General features: G+C 59.0%; 13 protein-coding genes. All 13 read right to left on the reverse strand.

What is annotated here, in order from left to right:
• Nucleotides 1-19 precede the first annotated feature (19 nt).
• The 13 genes from V5735_RS00365 to V5735_RS00425 all read right to left on the reverse strand — a co-directional run bounded on the left by V5735_RS00365 (nucleotide 20) and on the right by V5735_RS00425 (nucleotide 13,400).
• Nucleotides 20-556 carry a metallophosphoesterase family protein gene (locus tag V5735_RS00365; RefSeq protein WP_423744549.1) on the reverse strand — a complete coding sequence of 179 codons (537 nt, stop codon included), beginning with the start codon at nucleotides 554-556 and terminating at the stop codon, nucleotides 20-22.
• A gap of 97 nt (nucleotides 557-653) precedes the next feature.
• Complete coding sequence (locus V5735_RS00370) at nucleotides 654-1,523, reverse strand: CheF family chemotaxis protein (RefSeq protein ID WP_423744550.1); 870 nt, start codon at nucleotides 1,521-1,523, stop codon at nucleotides 654-656.
• A gap of 63 nt (nucleotides 1,524-1,586) precedes the next feature.
• Entirely contained in the window at nucleotides 1,587-3,317 is a 1,731-nt protein-coding gene (gene flaJ / locus V5735_RS00375; RefSeq protein WP_423744551.1) for an archaellar assembly protein FlaJ, read from the reverse strand.
• 1 nt (nucleotide 3,318) lies between these two features.
• Nucleotides 3,319-5,133 (reverse strand): type II/IV secretion system ATPase subunit, encoded by a 1,815-nt coding sequence (locus tag V5735_RS00380; protein ID WP_423744552.1) that lies wholly within the window; start codon nucleotides 5,131-5,133, stop codon nucleotides 3,319-3,321.
• Nucleotides 5,134-5,135: 2 nt separating this feature from the next.
• Complete coding sequence (locus V5735_RS00385) at nucleotides 5,136-5,903, reverse strand: ATPase domain-containing protein (protein WP_423744553.1); 768 nt, start codon at nucleotides 5,901-5,903, stop codon at nucleotides 5,136-5,138.
• Complete coding sequence (locus V5735_RS00390; RefSeq protein WP_423744554.1) at nucleotides 5,900-6,358, reverse strand: flagellar protein G; 459 nt, start codon at nucleotides 6,356-6,358, stop codon at nucleotides 5,900-5,902. The genes V5735_RS00385 and V5735_RS00390 overlap by 4 nt, the downstream gene beginning before the upstream one ends.
• Nucleotides 6,359-6,790, reverse strand: coding sequence for a fla cluster protein FlaF (locus V5735_RS00395; RefSeq protein WP_423744555.1), 432 nt, complete (start codon nucleotides 6,788-6,790; stop codon nucleotides 6,359-6,361).
• Nucleotides 6,774-8,030 carry a FlaD/FlaE family flagellar protein gene (locus V5735_RS00400; protein ID WP_423746042.1) on the reverse strand — a complete coding sequence of 419 codons (1,257 nt, stop codon included), beginning with the start codon at nucleotides 8,028-8,030 and terminating at the stop codon, nucleotides 6,774-6,776. Before V5735_RS00400 ends, V5735_RS00395 begins: the two co-directional genes overlap by 17 nt.
• Nucleotides 8,031-8,245: 215 nt before the next feature.
• Nucleotides 8,246-9,040 carry a CheR family methyltransferase gene (locus V5735_RS00405; RefSeq protein ID WP_423744556.1) on the reverse strand — a complete coding sequence of 265 codons (795 nt, stop codon included), beginning with the start codon at nucleotides 9,038-9,040 and terminating at the stop codon, nucleotides 8,246-8,248.
• A complete protein-coding gene (locus V5735_RS00410; protein ID WP_423744557.1) occupies nucleotides 9,037-9,543 on the reverse strand; it encodes a chemotaxis protein CheD in 507 nt (168 codons plus the stop codon). The genes V5735_RS00405 and V5735_RS00410 overlap by 4 nt, the downstream gene beginning before the upstream one ends.
• Nucleotides 9,540-10,709, reverse strand: coding sequence for a chemotaxis protein CheC (locus V5735_RS00415; RefSeq protein ID WP_423744558.1), 1,170 nt, complete (start codon nucleotides 10,707-10,709; stop codon nucleotides 9,540-9,542). Before V5735_RS00415 ends, V5735_RS00410 begins: the two co-directional genes overlap by 4 nt.
• 1 nt (nucleotide 10,710) lies before the next feature.
• Entirely contained in the window at nucleotides 10,711-11,307 is a 597-nt protein-coding gene (locus tag V5735_RS00420; protein WP_007977466.1) for a chemotaxis protein CheC, read from the reverse strand.
• The gene (locus V5735_RS00425) at nucleotides 11,307-13,400 is read right to left on the reverse strand and encodes a chemotaxis protein CheW (RefSeq protein WP_423744559.1); all 2,094 of its coding nucleotides are present in this window, start codon (nucleotides 13,398-13,400) and stop codon (nucleotides 11,307-11,309) included. Before V5735_RS00425 ends, V5735_RS00420 begins: the two co-directional genes overlap by 1 nt.
• Nucleotides 13,401-13,402 lie beyond the last annotated feature (2 nt).

The raw sequence follows: 13,402 nt of genomic DNA on the forward strand, positions 1-13,402 counted from the left end.
ATTTGGCGTCCGTTCTCTTTTACGCTTCGTGCAGAGTCACGTCGATGTCTCCGTCGACGACTTCGACGGTCAACATCGTCGCTTCGGTGTCCGGTCCGACCCCCGTGGCCGACCCCGGATTCAACAGTCGAACGCCGTCGTGCACCGCGTCTTCGACTTCGTGGGTGTGTCCGCCGATTCCGACCACCGGTTCGTCGCCCCTCGCACGCGCCGTGTCGGCGATAGCGTTCACCCAATCGTCGCGGTTCATGACGACGCCCTCGGAACTGGAAACCGCCCGTTCGACGGGGTTGACGATTCCGTGGACGACGACGAACGTCACGCCCGCGATGTTCACCGACGCGACATTCGGAAGGTCGATGTCATTGGGATCCGCGTTTCCGTAAACGGCCGTCAGATCCGACGCGAGCGCCTGCACGTCGACGAGGGCCTCCTTCGAGCCGAAGTCGCCAGCGTGGATAACGCGATCAGCCGTCCGAATGCGCTCACGAAACGCGTCGGGAATCCGCTTCGCTTGGCCGGGCACGTGCATGTCGGAAACGATTGCGACTTCCATACGAGCACAAATAATTCAACCTATTAATATTCTCTGCATTGAATATAATATCGATGACATATATGGTCGACCGATGCACCGAACTTCGCGGTCCGCGCTACGTGTTCACTTTCTCGATGCGGTCGCTGACGAGCATCTTTCCGGGTGCCGTCAACGACAGTCCGTCGTCGGAGGGGTCCACCAGTTCTTTTTTTTCGATTTCGGTGAGAACCATCGCGGCACTGCCAGCGTCGATGCCGAGCGCTCCCGCGAGATTGCCGCTGTTCGCGCCGGAGTAGATGGCGACGAGGGCCTCCATCTCCTGTTCGGTGACGTCGATACGTTCCGCACGCTGGGATATCTCGGCGTATTCGAGGCGGAGATAGCGACCGAGGAGGTTCAGTTTTCGATCGGTACCGACGGCGAATTCGGAGGTGACCGTCTGTCCGTTGTCGTTGTGTCGAATCGCAACGACGGTTCGGGTTTGTCCGCCGACGTCGCGGTCCTGTTTCTGAAAATAGCTCACGCCGGAGAGGTCGACCGCGAACGGTTCGGGAATCGAGAGGAACTCGACTTTTCCGGGTTGGATGCGCAGTTTTCCGGTTTCGAACGTCTCGCCGGTGACGCGTCCGCCGACCCGCGCCGGGTGTTTCACCGTGACGGGCGTGCCGCTCAGGATGGCCTTGAAGAGGAAGACTTTGAACTTCCCGACGTTATCGTTTTTCGCTTCGATGACCGCCGAATGGCCTGCACCGTCTCGCTCGAACGCGACGGTGATGGTGTCCTGGAAGAACCCTTCGAGCTCGGAGGGAACGTGTCCGACCGAGATGTCGAATATCGACGCGAGCGGAATCGTCGTTTTCGACTCGCTCGTCGCCAAAACGAGCCGTTTTTGGCTCAGAATGATTCGACCCTGCACCGGCTCTGGCGACGGTTGGGTATCGAGACTGTAGCGTGCGACGAAATCGGCGATGACTTTTTCAGACATGACGTTGCTCCACGATTCGCGTTCGTTTTCGTGTTCTGTGTGCTAAACTCATAAGTAACTACCTTATACGTTCAAGAACGTCCCGACGACGATACGGGTGATCCACGCAACGACCCCGCTGACCCACGTCAGCAGGACGAAGTGCATGTAGGCGTTCACCTTGTGACCGCCATCAACGATTCGTATCATGAGCGAAGAGAGTACCGAGTTCAGGAGGATGATGATGACGAGGAGGTACTCTATCATGATGTTGTTGTACACGCCCGTGTGAATCAGCGTCCCGAAATTGAACTGCGGCGTGTTCAGCCCGATGGACATCCCCGAGAGGATGTTGACGATTTCGAGACCGATGAAGAACGCGAACGTCGAGGCGGCGGTGATACCGTAGAGGACGCCGATGAGCGTCATCGTGGACTGTTCGCGCTGCTCGCGCAACTGCATGACCTCGTTCATGTTTCCGCTGATGAGCTCGCCGAGATGCTTCGGTTCACCACCCATCTGCCTGCCGATGAGATACATCTCGCTGAACTTCTGGATGAGATACGAGCGGGCGTCGGCGGTGAAATGTCGCCACGCGAGTTCCGACTCGATTCGCATGCTAAGTCGCTTATACAGGTCGTCGATGTCGTCGGACAGCGCGCCGAAATCCTTCTTTCGAAGGGTTTTGAGCACGCGCGAGGTGGTGCTCTGTTTCGCCGTCTCGCTCGCGCCAAGCGCGCGGATGAAGTTCGTGAACTCGTCGTCCCGTTCTTTCACCTTGCCCTCCTCCCGGCGGACGACCAGTCCGGGTAACACGAGCGGCGTCGTCGGCAGCGCCGCGAAGATGGGAAGCGGTATCGAACTGGGGTCGACGGAGGTGCGGCCGAGCAGGACGAGCAAACAGATGACGATGGCGATCACGGTCAACACGATGCCGACGATGACGCTAATTCGAACTTTTCGTTCGGAGTCCGTGCGTCCCTTCTCCTCCGGGTGATACCAAACCGGGTCGTACGGTGCTGTCGTCTGTATCATGAACAGAAACCCCATCTGAACGAACGCGAACATGACGACGACCGCACCGACCGTCATCGTCGGATTCGTCCCCGTAAGGATGGGGAGCACCGTCGCGAACACGAGCGCGAAGGTGACGGAGAGGATCATCGACAGATAGAGGTCCTTCATCACTTCGAGATTCCGCAACGAGCCCTCGTAGATGGTGACGTAGTTCTGAATCACTACGTCCTGTTCGGAGAGGAGGAAGTCCTGAATCTCCCCGCCGGAACCGATGGTGTACGCGAGGCGGTCGAAGAAGTCCGAAAGCGGCTTGCTCGGCACTTTCTTCGCCCGAATCTGCAGGGCGTCGTCCAAGCTCTGGTTCCACGTGTCGACGAGTTGGACGATGCGTTGCATCTCCAACGCGAGTTCCTTGTACTCCGCCTCCTCCGAGAGGATTCGAAACACCTGCACGCGGTCCATGTTCGCCGTCGAGAGGACGGTCATGTGCGTGATGAACAGGTGCAACCGATCTTCTATCTGTTTGCGACGGCGGTCCCGGAGTAGCTTCGGGTAGATAATCGCCGTCGTCAGGGCGAGCGCTCCAAGCAGCGGAACCGGCAGCGCGACGAGGAATGGCAAATCGACCGAAAAGACGACGATGAGGCTGATGAAGAAGAACAGTATCGACGGAACGATGACCAGCCCGACGTACCGAACCATCGGCATCTCCATCTGGTGGTACGCTTCGATGGTCGAGGAAGCGGCAGCGCTCAGGAGCTGTTTCGCATCCGTTTGCTGTGCTTCTGCCTCTGCCATATCAGATCGACCGATGAACGTTGAACGGAAGCCCATCGACGCCGTCGCGCTGGAAGGCCTCGATGACTTCGTTCACCTCGTGGTAGCCGAGGATGTTTTCTTCTATCATCCGCTCCATAATCTGCGCCCGGAAATCGAGGTCTTGGTAGATGTCGCGGGTGTTCTTGTAGCCGAGGAGCGTCGCTATCTGTTCTTCCAGCACGTAGGAGTTGTTCATCCCCTGGAAGACGATTTCGTCCTCAACGGGGTCCCAGTAGAACGCTTGGCGCGTCACCACGCCGCCCATGTCCTTCGAGTATCCCTCGATTTCCTGCACGCTCGTCACGCGGCGCAGGACCTTATCGCCCTGCTTGACCCTGTTCTGGAACAGCGCCACGTCGGCGTTGTCCATGAACGTCTCTGGGACGTTGATGGGGTCGCCGGTAAATCGCTGAATCATCGAAACGATGTCGCTCGCGTGGAAGGTAAGCATCACCGGGTGGCCGGTCTGTGCCGCCTGAAACGCCATGCGCCCCTCGGCACCACGAACCTCGCCGACGATGATGTAGTCGGGGCGGGAACGAAGCGCGGCCGCCACGAGGTCGAACATGTCCACGTCTGCACTGGCTTCGCTTTTCCCTTCGCGCGTGAGGAGTTGCTGCCACGTGTTGTGTGGCGGCAGGACTTCGGCGGTGTCCTCCGCGGTGTATATCTTGCTGTCGCGGGGGATGAACGACAGGACGCAGTTGAGCGTCGTCGTCTTCCCCGACGCCGTTTCCCCGACGACGAACACCGTCTGTTCGTTCTCCAGACAGAGCCAGAGATACGCGGCGAGTTGCGGCGACAGCGTGCCCCACTTCGTAATTTGGGCAACCGAGAGGGGCGTCCCTTCGCTCTGACGGATGGTGAGGCTCGGCCCCTTGATACTCACGTCGTCGCTGTAGATGATGTTGATACGCGACCCGTCTGGGAGCGTCGAGTCGACGATGGGGTCGGAGTCGGACACGGGGTCACCGATTCGCTCGCCCATGTTTCGGAGCCAGTTGTCGAACCGGTCGTTCGTTCCGAAGTCCACGGTGGTCCCGAGCATGCCGTAGGTGCCGTGGTCCACGTACGTCTCGTGGGGGCCGATGACGTGAATGTCCTCGTTCGACGGGTCGCGCATGATGGGTTCTAACGGACCGAATCCAACGATGTCACGGTTCAGCCGATAGCGGATATTCTCGTACGTTTGATCCGAAACCTGGTACTTCCCGACGCCGGAGAAGCTCATTAGCTCCTCTACGACGTCGTTTTCGCGCAGCAACTGGATGCCCGCCTTCACGTCCCCGTAGGAGATGCTACCGACTCGTCGCGCGAGGTCTTGGGGGGAGACGCTTTGAATCCGTTTCTGAAGGCTCTTCGGCGAGAAGTTCCCGATACGCGCCGAAATGCTGTCGTTTCCCTCGCCGATTCGAACCGTATCCTGTAGGAGTTCCTCGATTCTGTCGTCGTACTCGGACTCGCTCTCGGGGGCGGGTTTGGTGACGCTCTTTTCCAGAATCTTGTTGCGGACGTTCCAGAACAACTCCTGTTCCATGTCGCTCAGGTCCGGTTCGATGGCGTAGTATTTCGTATCCCGACCGATGTCGCCGTAGATGTGGCAGTAGATGGGACCGCCCGCCGAGTAGATGACGTTCGGTTTATCCGCTTCCCACTCGCCCGACGGCTCTTGGATGAGTTTCGGGAACTCACCCGTAAACTGCTTGAACCGCTTCAAATAGTCGCGGAGGTGTGGGCGTCGCATGGCGACTTCGCGGAGTTCGCCTTCGATTTGGGTGGTCCCGTGTTCGGTCATTTTTAGGCGACGCTACGGCTCTCGATGACGATACCAGCGTCGGCGCGAACCGAGTAACCGATGCTGTCACCTACCTGCTCACCCATTCCGGCGAACCGCTTCACGGAGATGTTCCGACGGACGTCGTTCCCGACCTCGACCATCTGGAGTTCCATGAACACGTCCGCGATGGCTCGGAACGGTCCGATTGCGTCTTCGTCGACTGTCGATGGGTCGACCGTCAGGACGACGACCTTTCCTTGCGTCACGAGGTCGCGGAAGAACGAGATGATTTCGAGCGCCGCCTGTCGCTCCTCGTTCTGGCGAACCAACGCCTCGAAGGTCGGGTCGTTACGAAGAATCGCATCGAACGTGTCGATGATAATGACGTCGGCCTTCCACATCGCTTCCGCCTGCATCAGACGATTCAGGAGTTCCTTTCGCTGTCCGTCATCAGCGTCGTCCGTGGGTGCGGTGATCTGACGAGTTCCGGAGTCCACGTCGGCGTGGAGGAACAACAGCCGCTCGTTCAGCAGGTGTTCTTCGACTCCGTACGAAAGCGAGTGCATCTGGTCGATAAACCCACGAATCGTTAGCTCAGTCGAGAGCAGCGTTACGCTGTGGTTCGTCTCACATAATCCGTAGCTGAACCGCTGGCTCATGGCGCTCTTTCCGGCACCGTAGTCGCCTTCGATGAGCACGATAGAGCCGCGCGGGATTCCACCGCCGAGTTCGTTGTTCAGACGGTCGTGGTCTTGCAGGCCGAGCGAGTAGAGATTATTTGAACTCATGTTCTAAACTCCAACACCTCCGAGTCGCCGTTGACGACCATCTTCACACGATGGTCCTCGTTGGGCGCCATTGGCGTGTCGTTTTCGATTGTAACCCTCATGACATTTCCAACGTCCCAGTCGATTCCGTCTACGACTTGAATAGAGACATTTGCTTGATACTTCCCGTCCAGTAGTATATCAATTTGGTCGCTTGACCCTTTTAAATTCTCTGCCCCTGTATTCTTCACAAGGACGGTAATATTTTCATTCCCACTAGCATTATAAACCGCGCCGCTTCCGGGGTCGCTGATTATTTCGATGTCCGTCCGAACGTCGTGACTGACGTCGTAGCTTCTGTCGCCCAACGCTCCCGACAGTCGCTGAATACCCGTCGTGAAGGTTCCGGCGACGCTTGCCGCGATGATGAGGCTTGCGATGAACAGGATGAGGTGGGACGTGGAAACGCTCGCCACTCAGACCGCCTCCGTATCGGCGAGTCCCGGTCCAGTCACGACTTTCACTCGGGTCGGACCCGTCGAAACGTTGATTCGGTAATGGAGGGTCTCACCGGGAAGCCACAGTTTCGTATCACTGACACCGTTAACGTCGCGTGCCACGATGGTCCCCGAACTGGGGTAGACGCCATCAACCAACACGTCAGTGTCGTTAACATCCAGCGTGGTCGAACCGGTATTGTTCACAGTTATGTTCAGGTATCCTGCCGAATAGTTCACTGTTGTGATATTCAGTGCGGTGTTCTGTTGGTCGAGTACGTTCTCAGAGTGGTCTGCTCGAGCGTCGTTGATCCGCTCGAACCCGTTGTAGGCGGCCGAGTAGATCATTCCGAAGCTGATGAACATTGCCAGGAAAATGATGGCCGTGGAACCACTAACGCTGAAGCCCATGGCCCTCTCCCCGTATCTGTGCACAATGGTCGACGACTTTCTGTTCGATTGCGTCTCCTGTGAGTTGGCTCATGAAAGTGAGACTCCGAATGTGGTCGTCCACCCCGAGAGTGGCGGGGGTCGCATCGGTATCGACATCCGTCACGTCAGCAATCCCGCGAACGAACGCGAGTAGTTGCTCTTTGACAGGTTCGCTTATCCAGTCGATGTCCTCGTAGTAGGCGATGGTTCGAACGGCGTCTTCGGACCCGAACTCCTCGACGAGGAACTCCAACCACTCCATCACAACGAGATCGACAATGTACCCCGCGGGAAGGGTAGCGAGATACGGCTTTTGCATGCCGTTTCGCATCCCCATGGTCGTCTCAGCCGCTTGGGACTCGTTGGTCTGGGTCGGTTCTTCGAACTCGAAGTCGCCCGTCTCGGGCTCCTGTTCCGGTGCCGTCTCCAGCGCCGTTTCCTCTTCCGGTGCCGGTTCGGGTTCGACGTCGAACTCGATTTCCGATTCCGCCGCGTCGTCGGGTTCGGTATCGGCTTCCTCCGCCCAGTCCGCCTCGCCGGATTCGTACTCCTCTTTGAGCTCTTGGAACGTCGAACCCCCCGCCTGTCCGTCGCCTTCTTCTTCCTCTGCTTCCTCCATCCCCATATCGTCCATTTCCACGTCGTCCATGCCGATGTCGTCCATCTCCTCGTCTTCGATGTCCTCGAAGCTGTCGTCGAAGAAACTGTCCGCGTCGGCATCGGCGATGTCATCGTCCAAATCGTCGTCCGCTTCTTCTTCCTCTTCGTCGAACAGACCGAAGCCGCCGGACTCACCGCCGCCGAACGCGTCACCGCCGAGGCCGCCGTTCGGCACGTCGTCCACGAAGGGATTGACACCGCGCGTGACCATCTCGTAGATTTCGAGCAGTTTGCGGACGTTCTCCTCTACGTCGTCCACTTTTTCGCTTATCTGTTCGTTTTCGCTCCGAACGGTGCTGACTGTGGACGCGATGTCTCCGACCTCGTTTTCGAGGTCCTGGAGGCGATTTTCGAGTTCTTGGGTCGACCCGCCACCGCCCATGTCTCCGAATCCGTCGTCACCGCCACCACCCCAATCGTCCATACCGCCGTCCATGCCGTCATCTAAGTCACCGAAGTCGTCGCCACCGAGATCATCATCGAACAGGTCATCACCGCCCGACTCCGACTCGGCACTCTCGTCGTCCTCCATGAAGTCCATGATTCCCATGGCACCCATGGCAACCGACCCGCTCAGGAGCGGAGCGAAGTGGGGAGCAAGAGTTATAAGTTTCATTATGGACACCACCGAACGTCACCACATTAATCTTCTGCCTGAGTTATCACATTTGATACTATGAAGAAAATCACACATTTAAAAGGGCTATCTTGACGTGTTCGGCTAATATGCCGTTACAAACTCGTTCTAGGTGCCTTCACTTGCCGCACAATACACTACGACTTCTGATATATTCTGAGACGTTTATCCACCGGCTCATATTCATCTTTCAACACCTCCGGAAGCGTCTCCGTCTTTCCGATGACGAGGTAGCCGCCGGTTCGAAGCGAGTTCGTGATGGTTCGGAGCATCGGCAGTTTGTGCTCGGCGTTGATGTAGATGAACAGGTTCCGACAGGAGACGAAATCGAAATCCGACTTCGAGCTGCCGTGGATGAGGTCGTGACGCTCGAAATCGACCAGTCGCTTTACTCGATTCGAGACGCGAAACTCGTCGCCGTCTCGTTCGACGTACTGCTCGTACCCGTCCAGCGGTTCGAGTTGTTCGGCGATGTCGGTCGTTCGAGTGCTCCGATAGACACCGCGCCGTGCCTTCGCCAGCACCTCTCGGTCGATGTCGGTCGCCGTTATTCGAACTTTCGTCGCATCGATATCGGAATCCACGAGCGCGAGCAGCGCCAGCGAGTACGGTTCCCGCCCGTCGGAACACGCCGCGCTCCAGAGTTTCACCTGCCGATGTGAGTCCGCCAGCGAACGCAAGACGTCGCGGATTTCCTCCCAGACGTCCGGGTTCCGGAGGAAGCTCGTCACGTTGACCGAAAGCGCATCGAGGAGCGCATCGCGCTCGTCCGGGTCGTCCGCAAGTAGCGCCCGATACTGCTCGTACTCCTCGACGTCGGTCCGGCGCATCCGGGAGGAAACCCGTCTGTCGAGATACGAGGTGTCGTAATGGCTCGTCGCAAACCCGAGTTCCGACTCGATGAACGACAGCAACGTGTCAAACGAACTCAAATTCGCTTCACCCCTCGGTGGGCGCTCTTCACGACGAGCACCGCCGTCCTCGTGTCGAATTCGAGCGAACGTCCGTAGTCCCCGCCGGTATCTTCGCCGACTATCGGGATTCTTTCATCGGCCAGCAACGCCTCGGCCGTTTCGACGTTTCGCGTCCCGACCTCGCTTCCAATTCCCGATAGTTCGAGCATGTTGCTTCCGCCCGCGATTTTCGCTTCGACCGTCTCCATGTTTGCACCCGCGTCTTCCATCTCCGTGAGCATTCCGTTGATAGCCGTGTCGACGAACTTGGCTTCGTTAGCGTCCGATTCGGCCGTGGATGGGAGCATTGCGTGTGCGAGCCCCGCAACTTCGCTGGTCGGCTCGGACAGTGCGATTCCGAGACAGGAGCCGAGTCCGGTCGTCGTCAGTCGCGTTTCCGCTTCCGTCACGACGTACTCCGCCACGCCGACTTTTATCGGCCCACTCCCCCCACGCTTCGAGTCGCTACGATACACCTTCATAATCGTCCCGCGTTCGTTTTCCGTTCCGACGTCGCGTCGGCGTCGAGCAACGAGAGAACTTCCCGGAGTTCGGATTCGTCGGGAAGCACGTACAACGAGCAGTCGAACGGTGTCTCGGCGGCACGGATGGTCGCATCGGAAACGAACGCGAACTCCTGTTTCTGGCCGAGTTGGGCGACCAACGGGTCCGCAATCGCGCTGCCCATGTCGTGGGCGAACGTCGGCGGCGAGATGTCGATGGTCGTTTCGAGCGCGTTCGCCCACCCATCGATGAAGCTACTCGCCATGATGTTTCCGAGTTCCTGGATGGCATTTTGCTCCGTTCCGCTCAACTCGCCGTCCGAAACGCCGTCATCGCCGGGGAGCAGCGCCCCGGAGATGTCGCGCGCCGACGTTTCGTCGAACAGGATCAGAACGAATCCGCCGGGGGACGTCTCGAGTTCGATGACCACGCCGACGTACGTCGCGTCACCCAACGCTTCCGGCACCTCTTCGACCGGAACGAAACTGACGTGCGTGATTTCGACCGTCGTCTCGATGCCGGTCATGGCGGTGATGTTCTCGGCGACCGTCGTCGCACCTCCCCGTGTCATCTCGTCGAAATGCGAGAGGTCTTCGACGGAGACCGTCTCCCCGTCGTCCCCGAGGAGTTCGCCGTATTCCCCGACTTCTGGCGAGAGGTGGACGCTGAACGAGATGGACTCGTCCACGGCCCCGATAGAACTCGCGAAGACGAACGTCTCGTCCGCATCGTCGAAGAGAAGCGTCGGGTCGCCGTCCACGTACGTCGGCGGCGAGATATCGATGGTGGTTCCGAGGTAGTCCGCCCATCCGTCGACGAACCCACCCGCCATCACGTTCCCGACCTCTCGAACCAGACTCTCGTCCATATCCTCCATTCCGGGTGCGAGAACGTCGCGCACGCGTTCGACGGCTTGCGCAGGAAACGTAAACGCGGTGCGCCCGCGTAGCCCGCCGTCCAATTCGATGACGACGCCGACACACTGTTGACGTTCCACCGCGGTCGCATCCGAGCGAACGTGTGTTCGCGTCACGTCCACGGACGTCTCTATGTCGGTCATCGCGGACAGGTGCGACGCCGCGCGTTCCGCCCCCTCGTGCGCCATTCTGTTTGCCGCTTCGAGCTTTCGGATGTCCACTTCCATCTCAGACCTCTATCTTCCGCATCATCCGAACCAAGTCCTCCAGTTCGGGGAACGTGTACACCTTCACCTCGACGTTCGAGTCGGGAACTCTGACACGCGAGTCGAGCACCATCGCCACGTCGTCGTCGCGGTGCCCGACGAGCGCCTCGACCGTGCGGCTGGCCGGGCCGTAGGTGAACTTCGGCGTCGAGAAGTCGATAGTCGTCTGGAGAACGTTCGCCCAGCCGTCGATAAATCCGCTGGTCATGATGTTTCCGATCTCCTGAACGGCGGACTTTTCCATGTCGCTGAACCCCTTCTTCGCGGGTTCTCCCATTCCCCCCATCATGCCGTGTGCAAGCTGTTTTGCGCTTCCCACGGAGAAGAGAAACAGGATGTAGCCGTAGGGCTGTTCGACCAGTTCGATGTGGATGCCGACCTGTTTCTCGTGACCCATGTGGGCGCGAACGTCGCGGATGTCGATGAAGTTCGTCTTCGTTATCTCCATCTCCGTCTCCATCCCCGTCATCTGACTGAGATGGTTCGCCACCGTGTTCGCACCCTGCTTTGCCATCTTGTTGAACAGGCTCAACTTCCGAATGTCAATCTGCAAGCTCATTAAAGACTCTCCACGTCGAGGATGGTTACCACGTCACCTTCGCCGAGTACCGCCGCGCCCGAGAGGCCCGGAATGCCGGACAGGATTCCCTCGAACGGTTTGACGACGACTTCCTCCTGTCTGCTCACCGCATCGCAATGAATCGCCACCTGTCGCTCCGACTCGTTGACGCGGACGAGCATTCCGTCCCCGTTTTTGGTCTCGCCGGGAACGTCGAGCGCCCGCCCGAGTCGAATGAGCGGATACACCGTATCGTCGTGGGTGATGACCTCCTCGCCTTCGATGTGTTGTACTTCGCCCATCCGTCGTATCTCGTCGACGTTCTTGATGGGGATTCCGTACTCCTCTTCGCCCGACTCCACGAACAGCACCTTGACGATGGCGACCGTAACGGGGAGCGAGAGGCTTATGGTCGTGCCATCCCCGAGTTCGCTCTCGACGCTGATGTCGCCGTCGAGCCGTTTGATGGTGTTTCTCACCACGTCCATGCCGACGCCACGACCGCTCACGTCGGTTACCTCGTCGGTCGTCGAGAATCCGGCGTGGAAAATGAGCTCGTACACCTCCTCGTCCGAGAGCTCGTTGGCTTCTTGGCGCGACATGATACCCTTGCTCACCGCCTTCGTTCGGACGGCATCCGCGTCGATACCGGCACCGTCGTCCGACACTTCGATGGTCACGCGGTCGCGCTCCCGTTTGCCGCGCAGATGAACCGTGCCGGTTCGCGGCTTTCCGCTCGCTTCACGCTCGTCCGGCGTCTCGATGCCGTGGTCGACCGCGTTGCGAAGCAGGTGCATGAGCGGGTCGCTGATCTCGTTCAGGATGGTGCGGTCGAGTTCGATGCTCTTCCCCTCCATCTCGAAGTCGATTTCCTTCTCCTGCGTGCGTGCGAGGTCCCGGACCAACCGCGGGAACTTGTCCACGATTTTCTTGAGCGGCACGAGCCGCATGTCCATGACCGTGTCCTGCAGGCTGGTCGTTATCTTGTCGAGTTCGTCCAGATTGTCCGAGGCGCTCCCGAGTTCGCCCTGCTCGACCGACCGACGGAGTTTGATGCGGCTGGTGACGAGCTGTTCGACCAACCCGTGAAGGTCGTCCAACTGGTCCACACCGACGCGGATCGACTGGATTTCGTCCACTTGCGTCTTGGTAGTCGACGTGTTCGGTTCCGTGGATGTCTCGGATTCGTTCAATGCGTCGGATTCGTTCGATGCGTCGGATTCGTTCGAATCGTCCGACGCATCCGAATCGTCGGCGGAGTCGGGGTCCGGCGTGGAGTCGGGGTCCGAATCCTCCATTTCGTCGGCATCGTCAGCATCGTCAGCGTCGTCCGCCTCGGGAACCGCGTCCGGGACGTCGTCGGTCACGTCCGAGACGGTGGCGGCTTCCACCTTTCCGACGCCGGTGACGATTTTGTCGACCGTCTCCTCGTCGCCACCCGTGATGAACAGGTCGAAGCCGTCGTCGTAGTCGCCGTCGTTGATGGCCTCGACGGACGGAACCGCACCGAGGAGTTCGAGTTGCTCCGTCACCTCGCCGAGGACGAACATCGCGTCGACGCCTTTCATCTGCGAGTCGCGCATCTCCACGTCGGCGTGGAACACGACGTCCACGTCGGCGAGCGCCGACGGGTCGTCGAGCCGCGAGAGCGCCGCTTCGGCGGCCGTCGTCTCGGTCGCCGCTTCGTCGTTCATCTCATCGTCGTCCGGCGCTTCGTCCGCCGTTTCCAACGTGTTTCTGATGTCCTCGATGGTCGCGCTCGGGTCGGTTTTCGACTCGCCGTGCTCTTCGATTTCGGCGAGTATCAGCTCGATTTTGTCCACGCCAGCGAACACGTGGTCCATGCTCTCCGGCGTGACGTCCATCCGCCCCTGTCGAATCTCGTCCAACAGGTCCTCGATGGCGTGTGCGAGGTTGCTCCCGTTCTGGAACCCCATCGCCGCGAAGTTTCCTTTCAGCGTGTGCGCCGTCCGGAAGATGGAATCCATCGCTTCCGCGTCGTTCGGGTCGTTCTCCAGTTCGAGCAGCGAGTTGTTCAGTTCCGTTATGTTCTCTTCGCTTTCACGAATGAAGTCCTGTATGTATTCATCCATAT

The organism is Haladaptatus sp. SPP-AMP-3 (assembly GCF_049568665.1).
Lineage (GTDB): Archaea > Halobacteriota > Halobacteria > Halobacteriales > Haladaptataceae > Haladaptatus > Haladaptatus paucihalophilus.

Bases quoted from the DNA above. Each gene is read 5' to 3' on its own strand.
- V5735_RS00365 (WP_423744549.1), bottom strand. From the start codon at position 556: ATGGAAGTCGCAATCGTTTCCGACATGCACGTGCCCGGCCAAGCGAAG.
- V5735_RS00370 (WP_423744550.1), bottom strand. From the start codon at position 1,523: ATGTCTGAAAAAGTCATCGCCGATTTCGTCGCACGCTACAGTCTCGAT.
- flaJ (WP_423744551.1), bottom strand. From the start codon at position 3,317: ATGGCAGAGGCAGAAGCACAGCAAACGGATGCGAAACAGCTCCTGAGC.
- V5735_RS00380 (WP_423744552.1), bottom strand. From the start codon at position 5,133: ATGACCGAACACGGGACCACCCAAATCGAAGGCGAACTCCGCGAAGTC.
- V5735_RS00385 (WP_423744553.1), bottom strand. From the start codon at position 5,903: ATGAGTTCAAATAATCTCTACTCGCTCGGCCTGCAAGACCACGACCGT.
- V5735_RS00395 (WP_423744555.1), bottom strand. From the start codon at position 6,790: ATGGGCTTCAGCGTTAGTGGTTCCACGGCCATCATTTTCCTGGCAATG.
- V5735_RS00400 (WP_423746042.1), bottom strand. From the start codon at position 8,030: ATGGGTGCCATGGGAATCATGGACTTCATGGAGGACGACGAGAGTGCC.
- V5735_RS00410 (WP_423744557.1), bottom strand. From the start codon at position 9,543: ATGAAGGTGTATCGTAGCGACTCGAAGCGTGGGGGGAGTGGGCCGATA.
- V5735_RS00415 (WP_423744558.1), bottom strand. From the start codon at position 10,709: ATGGAAGTGGACATCCGAAAGCTCGAAGCGGCAAACAGAATGGCGCAC.
- V5735_RS00420 (WP_007977466.1), bottom strand. From the start codon at position 11,307: ATGAGCTTGCAGATTGACATTCGGAAGTTGAGCCTGTTCAACAAGATG.
- V5735_RS00425 (WP_423744559.1), bottom strand. From the start codon at position 13,400: ATGGATGAATACATACAGGACTTCATTCGTGAAAGCGAAGAGAACATA.